At 47.5% G+C, this 24,862-nt stretch carries 19 protein-coding genes; 16 read left to right on the top strand and 3 right to left on the bottom strand.

Annotated features, from left to right (window positions below):
• Positions 1–71: 71 nt before the first annotated feature.
• From ACMN7X_RS12150 to ACMN7X_RS12140, 3 genes are read left to right on the top strand one after another with little or no spacing between them, the layout of a single operon-like run.
• A complete protein-coding gene (locus ACMN7X_RS12150) occupies positions 72–902 on the top strand; it encodes a purine-nucleoside phosphorylase (RefSeq protein ID WP_418747730.1) in 831 nt (276 codons plus the stop codon).
• 32 nt (positions 903–934) lie between these two features.
• The gene (gene trkA, locus ACMN7X_RS12145) at positions 935–2,314 is read left to right on the top strand and encodes a Trk system potassium transporter TrkA (protein WP_418747729.1); all 1,380 of its coding nucleotides are present in this window, start codon (positions 935–937) and stop codon (positions 2,312–2,314) included.
• 2 nt (positions 2,315–2,316) lie between these two features.
• On the top strand, positions 2,317–3,756 hold the full coding sequence (locus ACMN7X_RS12140) for a TrkH family potassium uptake protein (protein WP_418747728.1): 1,440 nt from the start codon (positions 2,317–2,319) through the stop codon (positions 3,754–3,756).
• Between the two features lie 2 nt (positions 3,757–3,758).
• Here ACMN7X_RS12140 and ACMN7X_RS12135 read toward each other — a convergent pair whose 3' ends face one another.
• Genes ACMN7X_RS12135 through ACMN7X_RS12125 form a run of 3 tightly spaced genes read right to left on the bottom strand, consistent with a single transcriptional unit; the run spans position 3,759 to position 5,715 of the window.
• Positions 3,759–4,463: a polysaccharide deacetylase family protein gene (locus ACMN7X_RS12135; protein ID WP_418747727.1), complete on the bottom strand. Its 705-nt coding sequence runs from the start codon at positions 4,461–4,463 to the stop codon at positions 3,759–3,761.
• 55 nt (positions 4,464–4,518) lie between these two features.
• On the bottom strand, positions 4,519–5,439 hold the full coding sequence (locus ACMN7X_RS12130) for a calcium/sodium antiporter (protein ID WP_418747726.1): 921 nt from the start codon (positions 5,437–5,439) through the stop codon (positions 4,519–4,521).
• 6 nt (positions 5,440–5,445) lie between these two features.
• Positions 5,446–5,715, bottom strand: coding sequence for a hypothetical protein (locus tag ACMN7X_RS12125; protein ID WP_418747725.1), 270 nt, complete (start codon positions 5,713–5,715; stop codon positions 5,446–5,448).
• Positions 5,716–5,867: 152 nt separating this feature from the next.
• Here ACMN7X_RS12125 and ACMN7X_RS12120 point away from each other — a divergent pair, with 152 nt between their 5' ends.
• The 13 genes from ACMN7X_RS12120 to ACMN7X_RS12060 all read left to right on the top strand — a co-directional run bounded on the left by ACMN7X_RS12120 (position 5,868) and on the right by ACMN7X_RS12060 (position 24,862).
• Positions 5,868–6,389: a transcription repressor NadR gene (locus ACMN7X_RS12120; protein WP_418747724.1), complete on the top strand. Its 522-nt coding sequence runs from the start codon at positions 5,868–5,870 to the stop codon at positions 6,387–6,389.
• Between the two features lie 15 nt (positions 6,390–6,404).
• Positions 6,405–7,475 carry a PTS transporter subunit IIC gene (locus ACMN7X_RS12115; protein WP_418747723.1) on the top strand — a complete coding sequence of 357 codons (1,071 nt, stop codon included), beginning with the start codon at positions 6,405–6,407 and terminating at the stop codon, positions 7,473–7,475.
• Between the two features lie 51 nt (positions 7,476–7,526).
• Positions 7,527–8,063, top strand: a complete 537-nt coding sequence (locus tag ACMN7X_RS12110; protein WP_418747722.1) for a hypothetical protein — start codon at positions 7,527–7,529, stop codon at positions 8,061–8,063.
• A gap of 15 nt (positions 8,064–8,078) precedes the next feature.
• Entirely contained in the window at positions 8,079–9,602 is a 1,524-nt protein-coding gene (locus ACMN7X_RS12105; RefSeq protein WP_418747721.1) for a hypothetical protein, read from the top strand.
• Complete coding sequence (locus tag ACMN7X_RS12100) at positions 9,602–10,321, top strand: DUF6063 family protein (RefSeq protein WP_418747720.1); 720 nt, start codon at positions 9,602–9,604, stop codon at positions 10,319–10,321. Before ACMN7X_RS12105 ends, ACMN7X_RS12100 begins: the two co-directional genes overlap by 1 nt.
• The gene (locus ACMN7X_RS12095) at positions 10,308–14,696 is read left to right on the top strand and encodes a hypothetical protein (RefSeq protein WP_418747719.1); all 4,389 of its coding nucleotides are present in this window, start codon (positions 10,308–10,310) and stop codon (positions 14,694–14,696) included. The genes ACMN7X_RS12100 and ACMN7X_RS12095 overlap by 14 nt, the downstream gene beginning before the upstream one ends.
• Positions 14,697–15,616: 920 nt before the next feature.
• Positions 15,617–17,827: a tetratricopeptide repeat protein gene (locus ACMN7X_RS12090; protein WP_418747718.1), complete on the top strand. Its 2,211-nt coding sequence runs from the start codon at positions 15,617–15,619 to the stop codon at positions 17,825–17,827.
• Positions 17,827–19,173: an alpha-amylase family glycosyl hydrolase gene (locus tag ACMN7X_RS12085; RefSeq protein WP_418747717.1), complete on the top strand. Its 1,347-nt coding sequence runs from the start codon at positions 17,827–17,829 to the stop codon at positions 19,171–19,173. The genes ACMN7X_RS12090 and ACMN7X_RS12085 overlap by 1 nt, the downstream gene beginning before the upstream one ends.
• A 10-nt stretch (positions 19,174–19,183) precedes the next feature.
• Positions 19,184–21,379, top strand: a complete 2,196-nt coding sequence (gene glgB / locus ACMN7X_RS12080; protein WP_418747716.1) for a 1,4-alpha-glucan branching protein GlgB — start codon at positions 19,184–19,186, stop codon at positions 21,377–21,379.
• 51 nt (positions 21,380–21,430) lie between these two features.
• On the top strand, positions 21,431–21,706 hold the full coding sequence (locus tag ACMN7X_RS12075) for a pro-sigmaK processing inhibitor BofA family protein (RefSeq protein WP_418747715.1): 276 nt from the start codon (positions 21,431–21,433) through the stop codon (positions 21,704–21,706).
• A 241-nt stretch (positions 21,707–21,947) separates the two neighbouring features.
• Positions 21,948–22,817 carry a hypothetical protein gene (locus tag ACMN7X_RS12070; protein ID WP_418747714.1) on the top strand — a complete coding sequence of 290 codons (870 nt, stop codon included), beginning with the start codon at positions 21,948–21,950 and terminating at the stop codon, positions 22,815–22,817.
• Positions 22,818–22,829: 12 nt separating this feature from the next.
• Positions 22,830–24,119, top strand: coding sequence for a CpaF family protein (locus ACMN7X_RS12065; RefSeq protein ID WP_418747713.1), 1,290 nt, complete (start codon positions 22,830–22,832; stop codon positions 24,117–24,119).
• Positions 24,116–24,862 carry a type II secretion system F family protein gene (locus tag ACMN7X_RS12060; protein WP_418747712.1) on the top strand — a complete coding sequence of 249 codons (747 nt, stop codon included), beginning with the start codon at positions 24,116–24,118 and terminating at the stop codon, positions 24,860–24,862. Before ACMN7X_RS12065 ends, ACMN7X_RS12060 begins: the two co-directional genes overlap by 4 nt.

The following is a 24,862-nucleotide window of genomic DNA, read 5'->3' as shown; positions in this document are numbered from 1 at the left end:
GGCGCCGCAGGGCGTCCCTTTTTCACTTTATACTTCTATCAGATGAAATTGTTGGTGAAAGGAAGGGTGACATGGGAAGGGAATATGAAAGAATTTTGAAGTGCCTGGAATGTGTGCGGGCCAGGACGGATTTTCATCCCAAAGTGGCCTTAATTCTCGGCTCCGGCCTGGGGAATTACGGCGAGAGCATACAATTGGAGTGTGCGCTGGATTATTCGGAGATTGAAGGCTTTCCGGTGTCTACCGTGCCGGGACATAAAGGGCGTTTTTTATTCGGCTATGCGGCGGGGGTCCCAATAGTGGCTATGCAGGGAAGAGTGCACTACTATGAAGGCTATTCGATGGCGGATGTGGTGCTCCCGGTTCGGCTGATGAAGCTGATGGGGGCGGAGATCCTGTTTTTGACCAATGCCGCCGGAGGAGTCAATGAGACCTTTACGGCAGGGGATTTGATGCTGATTCGGGATCAGATTTCAGATTTTGTGCCTTCACCGTTGATTGGAGAGAATATTGAGGAATTCGGACCGCGTTTTCCGGATATGAGTCATATTTATGATGAAGATCTCCAGGAGATTTTGCGGAGCGGGGCGGCGGCGTTGGATATTCCTTTAAAAGAAGGAACTTATCTCCAGTTCACCGGTCCCAATTATGAATCCCCGGCGGAAATCCGTATGAGCCGGATCCTCGGTGCGGATGCGGTGGGAATGAGTACGGCCTGTGAGGCGGTTGCCGCCAATCACATGGGGATGAAAATCTGCGGTATATCCTGCATATCCAATATGGCGGCAGGAATTTCCCGAAAACCATTAAATCATACAGAAGTACAGGAGGCGGCAGACAGGGTGGCGCCGCTGTTTAAAAAGCTTGTTACGGAAAGTATTCGATGTTTGGGAGAGCTTTAAATTTACTAAGGGTATATTTTTGAGGTAGAGCTATGAAAATTATTATTGCAGGCTGCGGCAAGGTGGGTTATACTCTGGCCGAACAGCTCAGTGAAGAAGGGCATGAAATTACAGTAATTGAACCGCGGGCGGATAGAGTTCAGGCTGCGGTGGACGCGCTGGATATCATTGGTTACATTGGCAATGGCAACAGTTACAAAATGCAGAAAGAGGCCGGGGTTGAGGATGCAGATCTGCTTATTGCGGTCACCGGCCATGATGAAGTTAATCTTTTAAGCTGTCTGATCGCGAAAAAAGCGGGCGACTGCAAAACGATCGCCCGTGTGCGGAATCCGGAATATGTGGATGAGATCGGATTTATCAGAGAGGAACTTGGACTGTCCCTTTCGATCAATCCGGAACTTGCGACGGCCAGGGATATTGAACGGCTGATCCAGGTGCCGTCGGCATTGGATCTTGACACCTTTGCCAAAGGACGGGCGTATATGGTACGTTTTGAAATACCGAAGGGGTCCCCATGGCATCAGCTTCGGGTCATGGATGCGGCGGTGAAATACGGAAATCATTTTCTTGTATGTATTCTTGAGAGGGAAGGAGAAGTTGTCATTCCGAGCGGCAATACCGTGCTGATGGAGGGCGATAAGATCTCTATGATCGCGCCGACGGAGGCTATGAATACCCTCTTTAACATTATTGGTATTTCGGCACGGCCGATTCGCAATGTTATGATTGCCGGCGGAGGCACGATTGCCTATTATCTGGCCGAGAGGCTGACACGGGCAAAGGTGAAAACGACCATTATAGAGTCAAATCTGCAGCGCTGTAATGAATTGAGCGAGAAGCTTGACCGGGCAATGATCATTCATGGCGACGCGGCGGACAGCAAGCTTCTTCTGGAAGAGGGATTGGAGCAGATGGATGCGTTTGTGGCGCTGACGAACTTTGATGAGGAGAATATCATGCTTTCCCTTTATGCCCATCAGGTGTCGAAAGCAAAGTTAATTACAAAAGTAAATAAAATTGCTTTTGAGGGAATTGTAAAGAGCATACCGGTGGGAAGTATCATCAGTCCGAAACATTTGACCGCTGAGCATATTATCCAGTATGTCCGTGATCTGGAAAACAGCCGGATCAGTGAAAGGGACAGCAAGGTGGATATGGTCTATAAGGTTGCCGACAACAAGGCTGAAGCTCTGGAATTTACCGTGGAAGAGCAGTCCAGAGTGACCGATATTCCGATCATGGATTTGAAACTGAAACCAAATCTGCTGCTGTGCAGTATCATGCGTGCCAACAGGGTCATCATACCTTCCGGCCAGGATCGTATTCTTTCCGGAGATAAGGTAGTTGTTGTGGCTACGGGCGCTCATTTGAATCGATTGGAAGATATTTTGGACGGAGCGGTGAGATAATTATGAATTATGGAAGTATTCGATACATAATCGGCTGTATTTTAAAGGTGGAGGCGCTTCTGATGCTGCTTCCGATGGCTGCGGCTGTAGTTTATCAGGAAAGCAGCGGTTTTGCTTTTCTGATCTGCGCGGCCCTCTGCCTGGTTATTGGAACATTACTTTCTCTGAAAAAACCTAAAAAGACGACATATTATGCCAAGGAAGGTTATATTTCCGTGGCCCTTGGATGGATCGTAATGAGTATCATGGGATGTCTGCCTTTTGTATTCTGCGGCGAGATCCCGTCATTTGTTGACGCCCTGTTTGAAATAATTTCCGGCTTTACGACAACAGGGGCCAGTATTCTGCCGGATGTGGAGGCCATGTCCAGATGCATGCTGCTCTGGCGGAGTTTTTCCCACTGGGTCGGCGGAATGGGTGTTCTTGTTTTTATTCTGGCTATCCTGCCGCTGGCCGGAGGAGAGCATAATCTTCAGTTGATGAAGGCCGAGTCGCCGGGACCGTCCGTGTCCAAATTAGTTCCAAAGCTGAGGGCGACGGCGATCATGCTTTATAAAATATATCTTGGAATGACGGTTGCCATGCTCATTTTGCTGGTAATTGGGGGAATGCCGGTTTTTGAAGCCCTCTGTATTTCCTTTGGAACGGCGGGCACCGGAGGCTTCGGCGTGTTAAATTCCAGTATGGGCAGTTACAGCCCGTTTCTGCAGGCGGTGACAACCGTCTTTATGATGCTTTTTGGCGTAAATTTCTCGTTTTATTTTTTGATTTTATATCGAAAAGCGAAGGATGCCTTTTCCATGGAGGAGGTTCGCTGGTATTTCGGCATTTATTTTGGAGCGGTGTTTTTGATAACCGCCAATTTATGTGTCCGGGGCGGAGGAATTCTGCATAATTTTCATCATGCAGCTTTTCAGGCAGCTTCGGTAATGACGACAACAGGCTTTTCCACCACGGATTTTAATCTGTGGCCGTCTTTTTCAAAAGCGATCCTGCTTGTGCTCATGTTTATCGGGGCCTGTGCGGGAAGTACCGGCGGCGGTATGAAGGTATCCAGGGTGATTATTTATCTGAAATCGGTGAAAAAAGAAATGGCGGCACTTATACACCCGCGGAGTGTGAAGGTGACAAAGCTGGAAGGGAAGGTCGTGGACGATGTCATGATGCGGTCGGTTTTCGCATTTTTGTCCGCCTATCTGGTGATTTTTGTCGTTTCTCTGCTGGTGATCAGTCTGGACGGATTTGATCTGGAGACAAATTTTTCAGCCGTAGCGGCAACGTTCAATAATATCGGGCCGGGACTCGGAGCTGTCGGGCCGGTATCTAATTTCAGCGCCTATTCGATGTTGTCCAAAATCGTTTTATCTTTGGATATGCTGATCGGACGTCTTGAAATTTTCCCGATTTTACTGTTGTTTGCACCGTCAACATGGAAAAAATAATTTTAGAATTCAGAAAGAGGCACGAAGTCGTAGCCTCTTTCTTTTAAATTTTGGATAATTGTTTCCAATGCTTCCGCGGTATTTTCCGGTCCAAGGCACATTCGGATGATGGAACCGTTTTTTAGCCGGGAGTTCCGGCAGACGGCATTGACGACAGCTTCGACGGAGTAGCCTTTCCAGTCCATGGCGTCGCAGTCCCAGGAAAGGGTAGTATAGCCGCATTTTTTAGCGGTATGAATGAGTTCCGGCGTACAGGCGTCATAGGGCGGCCGGAAAAGATGCATATCAATGCCGGTCAGATTTTTGATCTTTTCATGGAGGGTCAGAAGTTCATCACAGCATTCGTTTTCTGTCAATTGGAGCATATTTTTGTGATTTTCTCCGCTGCTGCCGAGAGTATGACCGGCATCGGCAATTTTTTTGATGTCATCGGGATGGGTATCGACCCAGGCGCCGGTGACAAAAAAAGCGGCCCGGATTTGGTATTTTTCAAGGATATCCAATATCAGATCCGCGGTATCGCCGTCGCCGAGCACATCGAAGGTCAGAGCGAGGACGGGGGTATCGCTGTCCAGCCGACGGACAGGCTGTTCATCAGCGTTGGCGGAGGCGGTGACAGAGATTTCAGGGAAGATCCATTCATAGAAAAGCGCTGTCAGAAGGAAGGCTGTGCAGACGACACAGCCGGTTTTGAGAAATATTTTCATATTTGGAACCTTCTTTTTTTAACAGCATATGAAATCCCTTCGGGGAATATTCAGATCAGCGCAATGTAATATAGACAAAATAAACCAGATAGGCGGCCGTGCAGGCCGCGCCCATCAATCGTCCCATTTGTCCGCGGAGCTTACAGAAAACATAGATGATCAGTGTTAAAATGATCAAAATTAAAATATCCGTAAAGGCAACCCCATCGGCGGCGATCGGATGAAGCGTGGAAGACATGCCGAGGATAAACATAATATTGAATATGTTGGAACCAACGACATTTCCGAGGGCCAGACCGCTCTCGCCTTTTCTGGAAGCTGTGATGGAGGTCACCAGCTCCGGCAGGGAAGTGCCGATGGCAACGATCGTCAGGCCGATGAGAGTCTCGCTGAGCCCGAAGGCGGCGGCGACGCGGCAGGCGTTATCCACAACCAGGTTTCCGCCGACAATAATGCCGGCCAGCCCAAGAAGAATATAGAGAAGGCTGGTGTGCATCGGAAGATACTTTGCCGCCTCGTCCATATCGATCGGATTGCGGATGGCGGAAATGACCGTCGCTATAAGATAGGCTGCCATCAAAATAAGGAGTATCACCCCTTCGATTCGGGACAGAAAATTATCCCGTATAAAAAACAATAATAAAATCGAGCTGAGGATCGCCACCGGAAAATCTCTTTTCATAATGCTTTGGTCGACAATAAAAGGCCGGATGAGGGCGCATATGCCGACAATGAGTACCAGGTTGAAAAGATTGGAGCCGATGACGTTGCTTAGCGCCAGCTCATTGCTTCCGGCCAGACCGGCGGTTATGCTGACGGCGGCTTCGGGAGCGCTGGTTCCCATGGCGACGATCGTCAGCCCGATAACCACGGAGGGGACTTTCAGCAGTCTGGCAACGGCCGAACTACCTTCAACAAAATAATCAGCGCCCTTAACTAACAGAAAAAAACCAATAATTAATAATAGATACATCATATGCTTTCAATCCTCTTCAATGATTTGAATTTCTAAAAAATCAAAAGAAATTTCTTCAACAAAATTATCCTGATTAAATCGGGTTTTATTATGTCTTTTAAATTCACGAATGTTAGAATCCAGCCAGATCGGCTGAGATAGATCAAAAATCAGGCTGGCATCCGCTACAGCCTGAAAGACTTTGGCGGTCCGGCTCATTTCAGGGTCGTCCAGGGCGATAACTGTATCCCGGAGCAGCCGGTTTTCCTTAAATATTTTCATCCACATGCGAAACATCGATGACAACTCCTTCCACACTACTGAATTATAGCGGAGAGTGGGCGGAGAGGCAAGGATTATTTCGTGAAAAAGTATGTTACATATGGCGTTTCCTGTGCTATAATCATAAAGAAACTATGTGACAAGACAGTATAGGGAGGGTGAAATCTATGGTTGAAAGTGATATCCGCAGAGAAAAGCTGCTGGATATTTTAAAAAATAGTTCAGCGCCTGTTTCCGGCAGTGCTCTTGCCAGGCAGTTGGGGGTCAGCCGTCAGGTTATTGTTCAGGATATTGCTCTTTTACGGGCAGGCAATGTGGAAATCTTTGCCACGCCGAAGGGTTATATTTTATATACGCAGGGAATTATGAAAAAATACCGCCGTTCTTTTATGGTAAATCATACAAAGGAGCAGATCGTGGATGAGCTTTCTTTGATTGTGGAGAACGGGGGAAAGGTATTGAATGTTATCGTGGCCCATGATGTTTACGGACAGATACAGGCGGATTTGATCCTGGAAAATAAGAAGGATGTTATGGATTTTTATGAGCGTATGGGCTCCAGCAAGGCGGGACCGCTGCTGCAGCTTTCCAACGGTATCCATATTCATACGGTAGAAGCGGCGTCGGAACGGATCCTTGATAATATTGAAAGGGATTTGAAGGACCGGGGCTATTTGATCATGCAGTAGAGGAGAGACATTCATATGAAAACGATTCAGAAATTTTTGTCCCATATTTTTATTGACGGGCTGAGCGGTATGGGCCTGGGGTTATTTTCAACGCTGATCATTGGAACCATTATGAAGCAGGTCGGAGATTTGATCGGCGGCGATATCGGAATGTACATATCGGCTTTTGCCCTGGTGGCCCAGAGGCTGACCGGCGCCGGCATCGGCGTGGGCGTGGCTTATAAGTTTAAGGAATCGGTGTACGTCACCCTTTCGGCGGCGACGGCGGGGATGATCGGCGCTTATGCCAGCGCCATATCTGCCGGTACCCTATTTGCGGAAAACGGGGCGCTGGTGCTTTCCGGGCCGGGAGAACCCCTCGGCGCTTTTATTGCGGCCTATGTGGGGATTGAGCTGGGACATCTGGTTGCCGGGCGGACAAAGATAGATTTGCTGGTCACTCCGGCGGTGACGATTTTAACCGGCGGAACTGTGGGAATTATTGTTGGTCCGCCGATCTCCAGATTTATGACATGGCTTGGCGGAATTATTAACTGGGGAACAGAACAGCAGCCGATCGTGATGGGAATCGTTGTGTCTGTGGTTATGGGAATGGTGCTGACGCTGCCGATCAGTTCGGCAGCTCTGGGAATTATTCTCGGTTTAAACGGTGTGGCGGCCGGGGCGGCCACCATTGGATGCTGTTGTCAGATGGTTGGTTTTGCTGTGACCAGCTATCGGGATAACGGCTTCGGCGGACTTTTATCTCAGGGGCTTGGAACGAGCATGCTTCAGGTGCCGAATATTGTCCGAAGGCCTCTGATATGGATCCCGCCGATCATATCTTCGGCGATTCTCGGGCCGATTGCCATTTCGCCTCTGTTCCATATGGTGAATAATGCGACGGGCTCCGGGATGGGAACCTCCGGGCTGGTTGGGCCGATCATGACTTATCAGACAATGGCGGCTGTGGAATCTCCGATCCTCGTTCTTATAAAAATTATGGTTTTCCATTTCCTTCTTCCTGCGGTTGTGACCATGGGCGTTGCGCAGGGACTGCGCAAGATGGGTTATATTCGAAATGGCGATATGAAATTAAACGTATAGAAGCAAAATACATAGAAGTTAAATATGCAGAAGTGAAAGGGGAAAGATGCAGTGAATGAAATCATTAGTCAACTGGCCCACGGCGGGGCGTTTATTCTGGCGGCCATCGGTTTTCTTATTTTTTTCCTGACTCAGATCCGGAAAGCCGTTCGTGTAGATGAGTCATATGGAGAAAAACTGGCGACGGTGAAACAGCCGAGAAATGAATGGCTGACGTTGATATTTATTGTGGCTGTCGGCATTGTTGTGATCATCCGGCTTTTTATCGAGAGAAATACGCCGAGTACAAACATGCCGGAAAGTTACTATTCGGTGCTGACGGGGGCGATGATCCTCATTGCCGGGCTGCTCATTTTCCTGTCCGTGCGGACGATCAGCCCGACAAAGCTTTTTACGAATGGTATTTTAGTGCACGATTTCGGTTATGTGTCATGGACGGAGATTAAATCTGTTGACAGGCTGCCGAAGGGGGGATTTAAGGCTTATCTCTTTAAGTCGCGCCAGTTCAGAGGCGATAACTTTTTGATCCGATACGATGCTTCTCAGGAAGAAGAATTGATCGGCATTATTCAAAAATATATATGTTAATGTAAGGAGGCTCCCATGGGGACAGAATCTCATATTTTAATCCACGATATCATTGATGAACATGAAGAACGGATGATGAATCTGAAAAAGTTTTATCCGTTCTTTAAGCTCTGCGATTATTCGCTGAGTTCCTTCAGAGAAGGTCGTTATGAAGGGGTTGATATGGGCTATGTTGTCATGGCAGTCCTCCGTTTTTTTATTGAAGAAAACAGTTTTAATGAAAAAAAGGTTTCCTATGGGGACTATGAGGATTTTCTGAAAAGGCTTCTTGTTCGGGATTTTGAATGTCCGGAAACGGATGATACGCTGGAGGAGTTGATCGCTTATATATTTGATAAGCTGACCAATGACGGACGTCCTTTTTATTTTAACTATTATGCGCCGAAGGAAAAGTGCATGAAGCAGGGAAGAACCCGGCTTATTGAGGGCAGCTATCAGGAAGGGGAGATCCGCTACAGCATTTCCACGGATGGCATTGAATTTTATCTGGAAACAAAAGAAGTAAAGGAAGAGAGCAAGATCAGTATTCAGCAGCTCCTTCTGGAGAAAATGATTCGCTCCAGGAATTTCCGGGGCGGAGCGGATGTCATTCGGCGCATTAACAGTGAGGTGACCCGGCTGATGCTTCAGCAGGGAGAGATCGTAAACCTGTTGAGCCATAATATTTTTGAGGGCATGGAAGCTTTGGAAAACTTTTCAAAGAAGGGACTTCGATGGTTTGAAGAGGAGCAGAAGCTTTTTGACGCCAATCTGGAATTGGTGGAGACGGCCCTTTTAAAAGCAAGGGAAGAGCATTATGAGCCCCGGGATATGGAAGAGATTTATTATCTGAATCAGGAGCTTAAAAAGGCCATGGACCGCCATGAAGCGCTGCTTTCGGCCTGCACCGCTCTTCAGATTCAGGCGGATGAGATGCTCATAAAAGCAAAGCGGAGCCGGTTCCGCCGGACTATGGATTTCTCGGATTTTCTCCGAAGGGTTATGGAGCAGGATGATATTCGTCTGCTGGAGGCGGCGGTACCGCCCCTGTTTGGCCTGAAAATCCGAAAAACATTTCAGCTTGGGCGGTTGGAGGATCTGCTGTCCTGCCGGCCGGAGGATGAAGAGGCAGGCGAAGAGATTTTGTCCGGGGAAGAAGAAAACTATGTTTTTGAGGATGAACTGGAAGAAGAACGCATCCGCCACAATCATCGGATGCTTTTGAAGATTTTGTTTGACATGCTTCTTCAGCGGAAAAGCTTTACCCTGTCCGAACTCCATTATTTTTATGTGATGAAGTTTACGGACACTATTCTGAGAAACGGCGATTATTATTCTTTTCTTGTGCATTTAAGCCAGAAGGAGCAGTATGACATGTCCCGCATCCGGGAGAATCCGGATACATTTTTGGAGCAGATCATGGCGGAAATGGTCGCCCGGGACAGAAAAAGAGAGTATGAGGATTTGAAATTTACTTTAAAATTTTTGCCGGAGGAAAGGATTGCCGTCGGCAAAGAAGATTATTTGACAAATATACGGTTTGAAAGGCAGGGAATGTGATGGACCACGGAAATCTGGATAAGGCGATGGAGCTGTTTGCTTTGCTTATTACAGGTGAAGAGATCAGCAGCGCTCAGCATGTGGATTTATATGAGGCGTATCAGAACAATAGTGAGGTCTACGATATTCTCATGTCTGTTTTGAAAAAATCCAATCTGAGCCTTTATGAATTCGGCAACAGTCTGTATGTGACCGCGGGGGAGGGAAACCGGATTTTTGGTTTTACGAATGATGAGCTGAAACGCGCCATCGGGCTGCGGCTGAACCGGGAATTGTATCTGGCCTATTTTATTATTTATAATATCATTCTTATATTTTATAAGGATTCCGGAAGTTTTTCCTATGCGGAATATGTGCGGTGCGAGGAGGTTGTCGCCCAGACGGACGGTTCTCTGCAGAAGGCAATGAAAGCTCTGCATGACCGGGCGTTGAATGCGGTGGAGGAGAACAGCTTTCAGACGCTGGCTGCTTTGTGGGAGGATATGCCTCTTGTGCCGGGCAATGATGATATGGCATCACTGAAAGCGGCCCGGGGCTCTAAGACCGGATTTATTAAGCTGGTATTTAACTTTTTGATTTCCCAGGATTTATTTTTCGAATCCCAGGGACGGTACTATATTAAACCGCGGTTTCGTGCGTTGGCGGAGAACTATTATGAGGAAAACCGAAGCCGGTTGTACAACATAGTGACGGGAGGGGATAAGGATGCCTCATATTAATCGGATTCGTGTCAATAATGTGAAATATAATTTTGGAACCCAGTTTTATGACGACTTTATTCTTCGGTTTGACGGCAGAAATGCCTTGTATGACCTGGCAAACGGCGGCGGCAAGAGCGTCTTAATGCTCCTTCTGTTTCAGAATCTTATTCCAAATTGTACGCTGGATGACAAGCAGCCGATTGAAAAGCTGTTTCGGACAGAACAGGGAAGCAAAACAATCCATTCGCTGATCGAATGGAAGCTGGATGAACGGTTTATTCATGATGGCTATAAATATATGCTGACGGGTTTTTGCGCCCGGAAGGCCCGGGAGGAGCTTCGGGAGACGGCGGCTGTCGAGTACTTTAATTATGTTTTATTTTACCGGGGGTATAATGATAATGATTTGGTCAACCTTCCGCTGAGTGACGGCGAGGAGCGGGTCACCTACAGCGGTCTGAAAAACTATTTAAAAGAGCTCGGCCGCCGGGATATGGGTATAGAAGTCCGTGTTTTTGAGCGCAAGGGCGAGTATCAGCGGTTTATCAGCCGGTATGGGCTTTATGAGAGTCACTGGGAGATCCTTCGGGGAATCAATAAAACCGAGGGACATGTGCGGACTTATTTTGAAAATCGCTATAAGACGACTCGGAGAGTCGTCGAGGATTTACTGATAGAGGAAGTGATTCAGCGGGCCTTCCAGCAGAATGGCGGCGCTGATGCAGATATGGCGGATACCCTTGTCCGGATTAAGGATAAATTGGCGGAGCTGGCCGGCCGGAAGGAAGAAATGAGCTATTATGATCGGCAGGCGGAGATTCTCGAAAGCTTTTCCGGGCGTGTTGAACTGCTGAGAAAGGTCTATGCGGAAAAAGAAGGGCTGGATACGGATATGGTTCGGGCCTATAACACGGTAACTGCGGTAAACCGGAGAAAGGATAAGGAACTGGCCCTTTTTCAGAAGGAAAAAGAATATGCGGAGAAACATATTCTTGAGATTTCCAGGAAGCTGGATACGGTTAAAATCCAGGAGAACCAGGAACATTTAAAACGGCTGGAGGCGGATACGGAAAAGTATGCGGCGGAGCTGGAGCAGATGAAGGAAACGCTGGACAAGAAAACGCAGGCCCTGGCCCTGGCCGAAAGTATGAGGGATTATTCTGATTATCTTCAGGTGCGGGAAAAATGGGAAAAACTGAAAGTCTATCTGTCTCAGGATAAAGAGGACAGCGAGGGACTTCTGGAAGAGTTACAGCGGCTGGCACGCATGCGGTTTGCCATGAATCAGAAAGAGAGCCGGGAATTAAATAAAAAAATATGGGCAGTGGAAAAGGCAGCCGGGGAGACTGCGGATCTGCTGGCAGAAGCCCGGGAAAAAGAGCGGAAATTATTCAGCGACGGCGCGGTTCTGCAGAGTCAGCTGAAAGAGATCGATGTCATAGAGGCGGAGGATAATAAAAACTACAGCGCTCTTTGCCGGAAGGTGCCGGTATTGTTTATGGAAAATGTCGGCCGGACACTGCGGGAGAAAAAACAGCAGCGCGGGGCAAATGAACTGAAATATCGGGAATTGACGGATGATCAGGCAAAGCAGGATGCGGAAATACAGAATTTGATATTGGCGCAGGAGGAAAATCAGCGTCATAAAGAATATCTGGAAGCCGAGAAAGCGGAGATCAAGGCGTTTCTCGATCAATACGCCGTGGAGAAAGAGAAAAGGGACAAGCTTATGCAAATTTACCGTGCGGAGAATAGCGAGGCGTTGACGGCGCTGATCGACAGTCAGCTTCGGAAGGTTATTCTGGACGGCGAATTGAAGCGGCAGCAGATCGGGCGTGCGGAGAAAAAGCTTGAAAATCTGCGGCAGGGCAGCCCGGCGCTCATGAGTGATGCGGCCGGGAAGGTGATCGAATATATCCGCAAGTGTCATGGGATAAATTGCGTGTTCGGCGGTGATTATCTGAAAGATGCCGGTGATTATGATAGAAAGATATTGCTGGAGCGGATTCCGTTCTTGCCGGGGGCTGTGATTCTGGAGAGCAGTCTGTCTAAAATAAAGGAGGACAGGGTGCTTCGGGAGATGGATTTTGACGACGGATTTGTCCCGGTGGTCTCGCTGGCCCAGGTGATGCGTCAGGAAGAAGTCGCGGCAGGGGAAGAGGTTCTTTTCCTGTCTCAGAATCCGGAGTGGTATAAGGATGCTTCGGTGCGCCGGGAGGCCTGCCAGCGGCTGGAGCAGGCGTTGGCGGAGAGCCGGAGAGGGCTGGAACGGCTGAAGGACCGGGAGCAGACGATGGAAGCCGACAAAAAATATATGATCCGTTTTGCGCTGAATTTTCAGCAGGATTACCCGAAAAAATCGGAGCGGTGGTCCAGGATCGGATCGGAGCTGAATGATCTTGAAGTGGAAATTTGCCGGGATGGCGAAGCCTTAAAGGACTGCGAGGTAAAGAAAAATGAAATCTATGAGGAATTGAAGCGGATTTCTAAAGAAAATGAAGGGCTGGATGACGATATTGATGTGCTGGAGCAGATGAAAGCTTTGGAAGAGCATCTGACGGCAGTTCAGAGCCGAAAGGTTCAGCTGGAAGCATCGGCGCAGAAAAATGCCGGTCAGCAGAAGCTGGCGGCGGAAAAACTTCAGTGGGCTGAAGAAACGGGCGCGAATCTGTCGGCTCAGAAGAAAGCTTTGCGGGATGCTCTGAAACAGACGGAGGAGCGCTGGCATTCCCTTTATGAGGTCTATTATGTGCCGGGCGATGTCGGAGAAAATGATCTGGCCGGGGAAGAGATTGACGCCCGGTTTACCGCGTTGAAAGAATCCTATGAAAAAGAACATTCGGATTTGGAAGATAAGAAACAGCTTTTGGAAAGTTACCGGCAGATGATGGATACCGGTCTGCGGATGATTCAAAAACGCGGTGTGAACAAAGGAATGTTGGAACAGATGGCGGAGGAACACCGCCTGACACCGCCGGATGAGGCGACATTTGAAACAATGGAGCGGGAACTGGCGGCGTTAAAAGAAGATATCGGGCGCAGGGAGGCAGCTCTTCTTCAATACAGGGAAGATAAAAATAAACTTTTCGGCAGTGTGGCCCACGGCGTGAGTACTATTGAGGAGAAGTATGGAACTTTTCAGCAGATACAAATGCCTTATGCCGATTACGGGGCCTATGCAGAGCAGCAGAGGCAGGCGCTGGCCGAGATGAAGGGAAAAAGCCGGAAGACAGAGGAAGGTATTCAGAGCGCTTATCGGGAGCTGAGAGTTTATGATGATATAAAACGGGATTTGGAGCGGATGATCCGCAATGAAAATATACCGTTTAATCGGACAAAGGAAACCTGGCCTGCGGATGTGGATATACGGAGAAAATATCGTGAGATTAATGAAAAATATCAGCGGCTCCGTCCGGAACTCCAGAGAAAGAGGGAAGGCTTTGAGAGGGATAAGGAAAAGACAGTTGAAAGTCTCAGACTGCTCTCTGCCGCCGAATTGTCAGAAGCCGTCCGCACGGAAGCGGTCACACCGTCATCTGCGGCAGGGGCCGGGGAACTGGTACAGCAGCTTCTGGAAACCGTTCGCATTGTCCGGCTTGAAAAGGAACGGATCGAGAAAACGATTCATGACATGGTGCAGATAAAGGCAAATTTTGAAAAGCAGTGTCTGCAGCGCTGCGTCAGTATTCGGGCGGAATTGGAACGTTTTCCGGCTTATTCCCGGATCTCCCTGGACGGACGTCAGATACCAATGGTTATGCTGAAGATCCCGTATGTCAAAGAAGAGATGTACGAACAGCGCATGTCGGAATATATAGATGCCATTGTGGCAAAAACGGATATGTATGCGACTCAGGAGGAGCGGGTGGCTTATATTCGCCAGCAGCTTTCCTGGAAACGCCTGTTCTCGGTGATCGTGACGGATATGAACAGCATCCGCCTGAGTCTTTATAAGCGGGAGCGGGTCAAAGAGCAGAGCCGGTATTTAAAATATGAGGAAGCTGTTGGAAGTACGGGGCAGTCCCAGGGAATCTATATTCAGTTTCTGATCGGCGTTATCAACTATATTTCCATGGTCTATTCGGGCGGCGGTGATGGTTCCGGCCTGGCGAAGGTCATCTTTATTGATAATCCTTTCGGAGCCGCCAAGGACATCTATATCTGGCAGCCGATTTTCGAATTGCTTCGGACAAACAATGTGCAGCTGATCGTTCCGACCCGGGGAGCAACCCCGGCCATTACAGGCAAGTTTGATGTGAACTATATTTTGGGACAGAAGCTGATTGATAAAATGCAGCAGACGGTTGTTGTGGACTACAGCTCCAATGTGGATGTGACGGCGATGGAATATGAAAAGCTGGAATTTGAACAGGAAGTATTTGATTTTATTTAAGAGTGGGCCGGGGCCGGCAGAGAAATCAAAGGCCCCGGCATTTTATGCCTGAGGATGATGGTGACGGGCATCGGATATTGTCTGGAATTGACAGATAAAACAAAAAATATACACAATAAAAACAGATAAAAAGCAAAATAAAAATAAATTAAAAAATAAATCAAAAAAATTTCAAAAAATGTATTGACAAATATGCGGAGGGTGATTATAATATAGACATAAACAAACAAAGAAACTTCTAAATCATAGAAGTAATAAAAAAATAAGAGGTGAGTCCAATGAAATAGTAATTGCTCAATAATTCAGATGATTATATTCTTTGCGAGAGAGTAAGATTTAAGGAATCGATGTTTTGTAAATAACAGATAGAGTGTTTACAGGGTATTGAAAAAGCTTAAGAGATAAAAATTTAAATTGAGAAAGATAGTTAGAAAGTCCAGATACATGTCAGTATATGATAAATAATTCGGAGAAAGCCTGGAAGAAGTTCATCAATTATAAATAATCATCCAATTATTGTAAGAACAAAAAAATGTTACAAGAGTAGCAAAGAAGTTGATTGTAAAAAATGCTCCGATATAAATAAAAAAGTATGAAAGTTAAATGATAAAGGTATTATTTTTTATAAATTAGGATACCGGAAAACTGAATAGAGAAATAAAACTACTATTGTTGATATTAAGTATATATCGATTCATAGTAAGAAAGGAAACTAAGTATGATTGAACCAGTTCATTGTTAAGCAGTCATTCGTATCAATAAAAGATAGGATGACTGCTTTTTTTGCGTTTTTTGATAGAATACTCCGTTTCATTGGGCAGGCCTTTTGAAGCCTGAACTATCGACTATTGTCAATGAATTTCAATTATGTTAAAATTATTTTGGGTAATTATTGCATATAGTTGTAAGGAGATGAAACCGTGGAAAAATTTAATGAAGCAGATTTGATGAAGGAAATTAAAAGCTGTACCTATGAACAAGATTATGTGACGGCAGTAAAACTTGCTGAAAAGTTGGATTTAAATAAAATGAAAAATGTATCTTCTCTTTGTTTGCTGGGAGAGGTATTTTTGCATGAGGGAGAGAAAGATTTAGCGGAAAAGGTTCTTTTAAAGGCCTATGAAAAAATGCCGAAGGGGCGCCGGGCCCTGGATCTGCTGACCAGTTTATATATTGAAAAGGGCAGCTATTCGGAAGCGGAATATTATTATAAAGAATTTATTTCTGTGGCTTCAAGGGATCTGCATCGTTATATTCTGCGGTATCGCCTGGATAAAGGCAAGGGAGAGCGGACATCTGTACTTATTCATACTCTGGAGCAGTTAAAAGATTATGAATATATTGAAGAATGGGCTTACGAACTGGCGAAGCTTTATCATGAAGCCGGTGAAGATAAGAAATGCATCCGGGAATGTGATGAGATTATTTTGTGGTTTGGGCACGGTGAGTATGTGGATCTGGCCAATGAACTGAAGGCGGAAGTGAGCGGCAGCAGCAGCGCCGGAGCTGTCAGCGAATCCATGCAGCAGACGGTGGGCGCCACCTATATGTTTGATTCGGAAGGGCTTTTGGAGCGCAGCGGTCTGAATGTACCGTTAAATGTGGACGAATATATGAAGGACGATGAATATTCGGATGTGTATGATCTGGAGGAAGGCGGCTGCACGGAGGCAATGGCTGTTTCTCCGAAAACCAAAACAGAAGAAGATATTTTGACAGAGGCAATGGCTGAAGAGCCGAAGCCGGGAGTCGAGGAGCTGAAGCCGGAAGCCGGGGAGCCGAAGCCGGAAGTCGAAGAGTCGGAGCCGGAAACCGAAGAGCCGAAGGCAGAGGCGGCTGTTTCTGAGATTGAGGAAAATAGCGGCGATATGGGCGCTACGATGGTTCTCGATTCCTCGGTTATTGCGGCGAGGGCGGCCGCAATTTTGTCGGGGCAGGATGAAGAAGAGGAAGAAAAGGATGAGATTATTCGTGAGGGTGAAGGAATTTCCGAGGCCCATGATTTTATCACAAGAATCCAGAAAAAAGTAGTGAGCGGCAGACCGGCTGAACATACGGCTGCCCATGAAGATTTCAGCAGCCGTATGCGTGTGGTAACGCCGGAAGATGTTGCCGGGGATGGAGAAGAAGACGAAATTATTGAAAACAGGCTGGATAAGACGGCTTATGATTTGTTTTTCGGAGATAAACTGTCGGAAACCGCCGAGGAGGCTGAGACAAAAGATGCGAGTGCTGAAGAGGAAAGCGTGACGCCGGAAGAGGAAGAAACAGAGGCCGGAACGACACCGGAAGAGGCTCCGGCGATATCGGAAGAGGTATCATCCATGGAGGATGAGGATGAAATTGTGACGGAGGATATACCGGTGCCGGATACGGTTCTGGATATTTTCTCGACAGCCGTAGATATTAAGAATGTTAAGGAACAGTTGGCGAAAACATTTACAAAGCTGGAATCTTCGCTGTTGGAAAAAGAAGATATTCTGGCGCCTTATGATATTAACTTTGTGGTTTCCGGCAGGGATGAAAGTATGAAATCGCAGATTTCCATCGGTATAGCCAAGGCGCTGAATACTTATGGCATGTGTGATAAGGGAAAAATCGTCCGGGCATCCTCGGATGAATTGAACAGTATGGATTTTTCACCGGTATTTGAAAAAATATCGGGCGGCTGTCTTATTATCAGCGGCGCAGGGATGCTGAATGAGAGATCGGTGGCCATCATCTCTGATTATGTGAACCGGGATGGACAGAAAGTGGCTATCGTGCTTGAGGATTCCGAATCGGATCTGCACGGATTATGGAAAAAATATCCGAAGCTGCGTTCGAAATTCCTTAATGTGATCAATATTTCCAAATATGATGTGAGTGAGCTGATCAAACTGGCCGAATCCTATGCAAAGCGGCGCGGCTATGATATTTCGGATGAGGTGAGGGTAGTCACGCTTCGGGATATCTTTGAGGCGCGAATGGTGTCGGGCAAGGATGTGAATTATGAGGATGTTATGGCTGTCATTGATGAAGCCGTCGTGAATCTGGAAAAACGAAATATGAAGAATTTATTTATGACGGTGCTGGATAATGCCTATAAAGAGGCGAGTATGTTCACACTGCTTCCGGAGGATTTTGACTGATGCTATTTCAAGACAGAATATTTTATCATATTTATCCCCTCGGACTGTGCGGGGCGCCGGAAAGAAATGACGCGGCGCCCCTTACAGAGTCGGGGGATGTTCCGTTTTTTGCCGTCAGCGAAGCATGGGCGGACCACATGCAGTCTCTGGGATGTAATGCGGTCTATATCGGTCCCCTGTTTGAATCGACAAGCCACGGCTATGACACAAGGGATTATCGCCGGGTGGACCGGCGCCTCGGCAATAATGCCGGGTTCCGCCGGTGGGTGGATGCCTGCCACGAGCGGGGGATCAAAGTGGTTGTTGACGGCGTATTTAATCATACGGGCCGGGAATTTCCGGCGTTTAAAAATCTTCGGGAGAAGAAATGGGATTCCTGGGGGAAGGATTGGTACTGCCAGGTGAATTTTGATGGGACCAGCCCTCTGGGGGATGACTTCTGGTATGAATCCTGGAGAGGGTATCCGGAACTTCCGAGGTTGAATGTCTGGAATCCGAAGGTGGCAGACGAACTGATGGATGTTGTGCGATTCTGGATTGAAAATTTTGATATTGACGGCATCCGTCTGGATTGTGCGGATGTGCTGGATTTTGAGTTTATGCGCCGGCTCCGAAGAGAGACGGAAAGCATGAAACCGGATTTCTGGCTTATGGGAGAGGTGATCCACGGCGATTACGGTCGGTGGGTTGCTCCGGGTATGCTGCATTCCGTGACAAATTATGAGCTGCATAAAGGTATTTATTCCGCCCATAACAGCCATAATTATTTTGAGATGGCTCATACACTGCGTCGTCTCTTTGGCGAATATGGACTGTGCCGGGATGCGGTTTTATATAATTTTGTGGATAACCATGATGTGGATCGGATTGCGGATAAACTGGATGTGGCGGAGGATCTGTTTCCTGTGTATATGTTTTTATTTACAATTCAGGGAATACCTTCCGTCTATTACGGTTCGGAATTCGGAATCCATGGGCGCAAAGCGGATGGCAGCGACGCGCCGCTGAGGCCGAAACTGATTCTTGAGGATATGGAGGAAACGGATCTGACCCGTTGGATCCGAAGTCTGGCCCGGCTGCGTTCTTCCAGAAAAGAATTAATTTATGGGGAATATGTGGAATTATTGCTGACAAATCGCCAGTATGTATACAGCCGCCGTTTGCGGGATGAGGCCTGTGTGGTGGCTTTAAATAATGATGATTCGGAAGCCGGCATGGATATAAATCTTCCGGTGCCGGGAAACGGCATCGAGGATTTAATGTCGGGAGAGAGGATTCCGGCGGAAAATGGCCGGGTGCACGTTGTTCTTCGAGGACATGAGGGCCGGATCTATCAAGTGAAATGAGGGGTTTGATATGGAACATAGAATTACGGGGTTTGACAATTATCTGTTTAAGGCCGGGAGACATTATGAAATCTATGAAAAGCTGGGCGCTCATCTGGCGGAGGAGAATGGAGAAGCCGGCACTTATTTTGCTGTATGGGCTCCGAATGCGGCCGGTGTCTCGGTGGTTGGCGATTTTAATGGATGGAATATGGAAAAAAATCCGATGGAACCGGTGGAGGGCCTTGGAATTTATGATACATTTGTCCCGGAAGTGGGGAAAGGTGAACTTTATAAATATGTGATTAAAACCAAATCCGGCGAGATACTCTATAAGGCGGACCCTTATGGCAATCTGTGCCAGGTGCGGCCGGAAAATGCGTCGATCGTTACGGATATCCGGGACTATCATTGGACGGATGGGGCCTGGGAAGCAAAAAAGAAAAAAGTGCATGAAACGAATCAGCCGATGGCGGTTTATGAAGTGCATCTCGGTTCGTGGAAAAAGAGCTTCGACGGTGAAAACAACGGTTTTGTGGGTTATCGCCGGTTGGCCCGGGAATTGGCGGAATATGTCAATTATATGGGCTATACCCATGTCGAGTTGATTGGTATTGCGGAACATCCGCTGGACGCATCCTGGGGATATCAGGTGACCGGATATTATGCGCCGACTTCCAGATATGGAACGCCGGAGGATTTCATGTATTTTATCGATTACATGCACAGTCAGGGGATCGGTGTGATCCTGGATTGGGTACCGGCTCATTTCCCGAAGGATGAGCATGGACTGGCCCATTTTGACGGCATGGCTTTATATGAGCATCCGGATCCGCGCCGGGGAGAACACCCGGACTGGGGAACTTATATTTTTAATTATCAGCGGCCGGAGGTCAGCAATTTTCTCGTGGCAAACGCTTTGTTCTGGCTGGAAAAATTCCATGTGGACGGTCTGAGGGTGGATGCGGTGGCTTCTATGCTGTATCTGGATTATGGACGTCAGGCCGGACAGTGGGTGCCGAATGATGAGGGCGGCCGTGAAAATAAAGAGGCTGTAGAATTTTTGAAGCATTTGAACTCCATTATTCATCGCAGATGTCCGGGAGCCATGATGATCGCGGAGGAATCGACAGCGTGGCCGAAGGTGACGGAAATACCGGAGAAGGGCGGGCTTGGATTCACCTATAAATGGAATATGGGATGGATGAACGACTTTCTGGAATATATGAAAGTTGACCCGTATTTCAGAAAGTATGACCATCACAAGCTGACCTTCAGCTTTGAATATGCTTACAGTGAAAAATATATTCTTGTACTGTCCCATGATGAGGTCGTACATATGAAGGGTTCCATGATCGGCAAAATGCCGGGAGAAATGCCGGATAAATTTGGAAACCTTCGTGTGGCCTACGGCTTCATGACAGCGCATCCGGGAAAGAAACTGTTGTTTATGGGCCAGGATTTTGCCCAGATCCGGGAGTGGAGCGAAGAGCGCAGTATTGACTGGTTCCTTTTGGATAATGAACCCGCCCACCGGGCGCTGAACAATTATTATCGGGATCTGCTTCATTTTTACAGAAGTCAGCCGGCGCTCTATGAGCTGGATGATGATAAAGCCGGATTTATGTGGATCAACGGCGGTGATACGGAGAGAAATATGCTTACCTTCTGCCGGATGACAAAAAGCGGCAAAAAATGTCTGTTATTCCACTTCAATTTTTCTCCGGTGGTTTATGAGAATTTCCGTTCCGGCGTTCCATGCCCGGGAACTTATACGGAAATTTTTAATAACAGTCAAAAGGAATACGGCGGAGACGGCATGCTGAATGAAGCGCCGATTTCTTCCGAGCCGGTGGCCTGGGATTATCAGGAAAACTCCATTCAATATGACTTACCTGCCTTTGGAATGGTCGCATTTCAGTTTGATTACGTGCCGCCGAAGAAGCCGAAGGCAAAGAAGGGACGAACGCGGAAAGCCGGTTCTCGCAAAGCGGGAGCGAAAAGGGTATACCCATTCGGGCATCCCGCATATCAAATGCTGCGCATGGGCGCGCTTCGTCAAGCTCCGCGCGATAAGGTATACCCATTCGGGCATCCCGTATGTCAGATGCTGCGCATGGGTGCGCTTCGTCAAACTCTGCGCGATAAGGTATACCCATTCGGGCATCCCGCATATCAAATGCTGCGCATGGGCGCGCTTCGTCAAGCTCCGCGCGATAAGGTATAAAATATAAAGCAGGAGCGTATGATTTAATAATCAATGATTTTGGGTGAGGCTATGACGCAGAATCAGCTTTTAATGACGATTATTATCATAAGCGCCTGCTTTTTTATCGGAAGTCTTATTTTTCAGCAGGGCCGCTGCGTGCTGAACGGGCTCTTCCGGGGAGTATTGGGGATGATCGTCATCGGGCTGGCAAATGTTATCTTTTCGGGATTTGGTATTCTTGTGCCGGTGGGGATCAATGTGATGAACTTTGCCGTGGCGGCTCTTCTGGGAATTCCCGGGATCGTTGCCCTGTACGGTATCGGTTTCTGGCAGATATTTCATTGACAATTTTCTGCGGCAGAAAATAAAAAAAGACAAATTTTGATAAGACATAACATCGGAAAAAAATGAATTCCCCCCTTTTTTGGGGAAAAAGGCCGAAAGCCTTCGAAGGATTGGTAGCTTCGAAGGCTTTACAAATATTATGACGGCGTCTATAATGAGCTTATCCATTCAATTCTGAATAAAAAATTCCATTTATGAAGCAAAAAAGTATAAATGTCATCTCTGGAAACGGAGAGGGATTATGATGTATCGACGTATGTGTATATGCGATGTGGAGCCGGTGTATCTGAGAAGGCTGGCTGCCTATTTGAATCGTCATCCCGGGTTTTTATGGCGGATCCGGACATCTGCCAATTTAGGCGGGTGTCTCAGGGAAGTGCCGGAGGTTTTGATTGTTTCCGGGGCGGCCCTGGCGGAATATGACAGGGCAGGAGGACACGAAAAGCCTTTGGAGGATGCCGGATGCCGGATCATTTTACTGGAAGATGACAGCGGTTATCAGGGAAGCTGGCCGTCTATCAATAAATATCAGTCGGCGAAGCGGTTTTATGAGGATTTATTGGAGATACTTGGGGGTGAAGGCTCCGGAAGCGCAGAGATTATCGGAGTTTATGGCCCGTCCAGCGGGCCGGAGGCGGAAGCCTTTGCTGTGCGGACGGCAAAAGAACGTATAAAAAAAGGGGAGGTGCTGCTTATTTCCTTTGCGGAATTTTCCACATTTCCGACAGGAAATTCGGAACAAAATGGATTGGGTGAGTGGTTTTATTATCAAATGCAGAGACAGGAGGAAGGAAAACGAATCAGCGATTGGGTGTATTCAGAGGGAGATATGGATTACCTCAAGGGTTTTCGAACCGTATATGACCGTATGGAGGTGAAGCTTCCGGCGTGGAATTCTTTTTACGTGAATACTTTGCGGAAAAGCAGATATGGGACGGTTATTTTAGTGTTTGACCGATTGCCGGAATATATGGAACTTTTTACATGGTGCGACCGGCTGTATGTGCAGTGGGGGCAGGATGGATTTGGAGATTTTAGAAAACAGGAATTTAAAAAGATGACAGTTTATATGGGAATGGACGAATTAATGGATAAAATGACGGAGGAATAAAGGGAGTAAGGTATGGAAAATAAAGAAAATTATCAGCTGCTGAAAAAGCAGCTTCAGAAGGAATTGCTGGAAGCTCTGGAATCAGGCGGCGAATGGTCCGATGAAGATATTATGGGCCAGATTGACGCGCTGATCGTTTCGGCAAGTAAAAATGTATATTTGAGCGGTTACAAAAAACTGATGATGAAGCAGGAACTGTTTAATTCGGTCCGCAGACTGGATCTGCTGCAGGAACTTGTGGATGACAAGGAGATCACGGAGATTATGGTGAACGGCGCCGGGGATATATTTTATGAAAAGCACGGTCATATATGCCGGTGGGATAAGTCCTTTGAGTCAAATGAAAAACTGGAGGACGTTATTCAGCAGATCGTGGCGGGGGCGAACCGGCAGGTAAATGAAGCTTCGCCCATTGTGGATGCCCGCCTGGCGGATGGCTCAAGAGTGAATGTTGTTCTGAAACCGGTGGCTTTAAACGGACCGATCCTTACCATTCGGAAGTTTCCCGAACAGCCGATGAGTATGGAGCATCTCATACGGCAGGGGGCGTTAACGGAGGAGGCGGCAGCCTTTTTGGAAAAGCTTGTACGGGCAAAATATAATATATTCATTTCGGGCGGCACCGGCACGGGAAAGACGACCCTGCTCAACGCGCTGATGGGGTATGTACAAGCGGATGAGAGGGTCATTACCATTGAAGATTCGGCAGAACTGCAGATACATAATATTACGAATCTGGTCAAGCTTGAGGCAAGAAATGCCACGGCCGACGGCGAACATCAGGTGACGATCCGGGATTTAATTAAGAGTGCCATGCGTATGAGGCCGGATCGAATAATCGTGGGAGAGGTCCGCGGGGCCGAAAGTGTGGATATGATTCAGGCGATGTCCAGCGGTCATGACGGCTCCATTTCAACGGGACATTCCGGTTCGCCGGAGGAAATGTTAAGCCGCCTTGAAACGATGGTACTTATGGGAACGGATATTCCGCTGGTGGCGATACGGAAGCAGATCGCATCGGCCATCGATATTATTGTCCAGTTGGAGCGGCTTCGGGATAAGAGCCGGAGAGTGACGGAAATAACGGAGGTGGTGGACTGTGAGAATGGTGAGATCCGCCTGAACCCCCTGTTTGTTTTTAAAGAGACTTATGAGGAGACCGGCGCCAATATGATTCGGGAGGAAACAAGTTATGCTTCCGGTGAAATTTCGGTTTCGGGAAGGCTCATCCGTTCGGGCAATATGCTGGTACACAGGAAAAAGCTGGAAGCGGCGGCTATCCGTCTGGAGGATGGACTGTGAAGCTTACAAATGAGGGAAGGTATCGTTTGACATTTTTTGAGCATTTGCAGATTGCGCTTTTGTGGGTAGGAATCTGTGCGGCGGCCGGATGGCTGTTTTATGATACAATTCTTTTTTCTGTTGCCGGATGGCCGGGATATCTGTTGTTTTTTCAAAAAATTTATAAATTGAAAGTGAATAAAGAGAAAAAACAGATGCAGCTTGAGTTTAAAGATGTGATGCTTTCTATTTACAGCTCGCTTTCCGCGGGAGCAACCGTGGAGCAGAGTCTGAGGAGGGCCTGGGAGGATATGGGGCGGAGCCTCAGGCCGGAGGCGCGGATGCTTCAGGAACTGGAGATATTAAATCGGAAAATGGAGCGGAACATATCGATGACTCAGGGATTGGAGGAAATGGCTGAGCGGTGCGGAGATGAGGATTTGGAAAGCTTTGTACAGATTCTGATTCTGGGAAAAAAGCAGGGAGGCAATCTGGCCCTGTTTGTCCGGGACAATGTCGATAAAATCCAGCGGCGCATTGAAACGTCCTATGAAATCGAGGGACTGATCGGGGCAAAAAGAAAGGAGTTCCTTTTTATGAGTATGATCCCGGCGGCTATTGTTTTATATATGCGCCTGTTTTCACCGGAGTTTATGGCGGTGCTTTATGGAAATCCGGTGGGCGCGGGATTGATGACCGCCTGTCTTGGCCTCTATATCGCCGTGTTTTGTCTAGGAATAAAAATTTTACAGTTAAAGTGGTGA

Origin of the sequence: Frisingicoccus sp., from assembly GCF_048388605.1 — a bacterium.
Lineage (GTDB): Bacteria > Bacillota > Clostridia > Lachnospirales > Lachnospiraceae > Frisingicoccus.
This window is presented reverse-complemented; position numbering and strand designations above follow the sequence as displayed.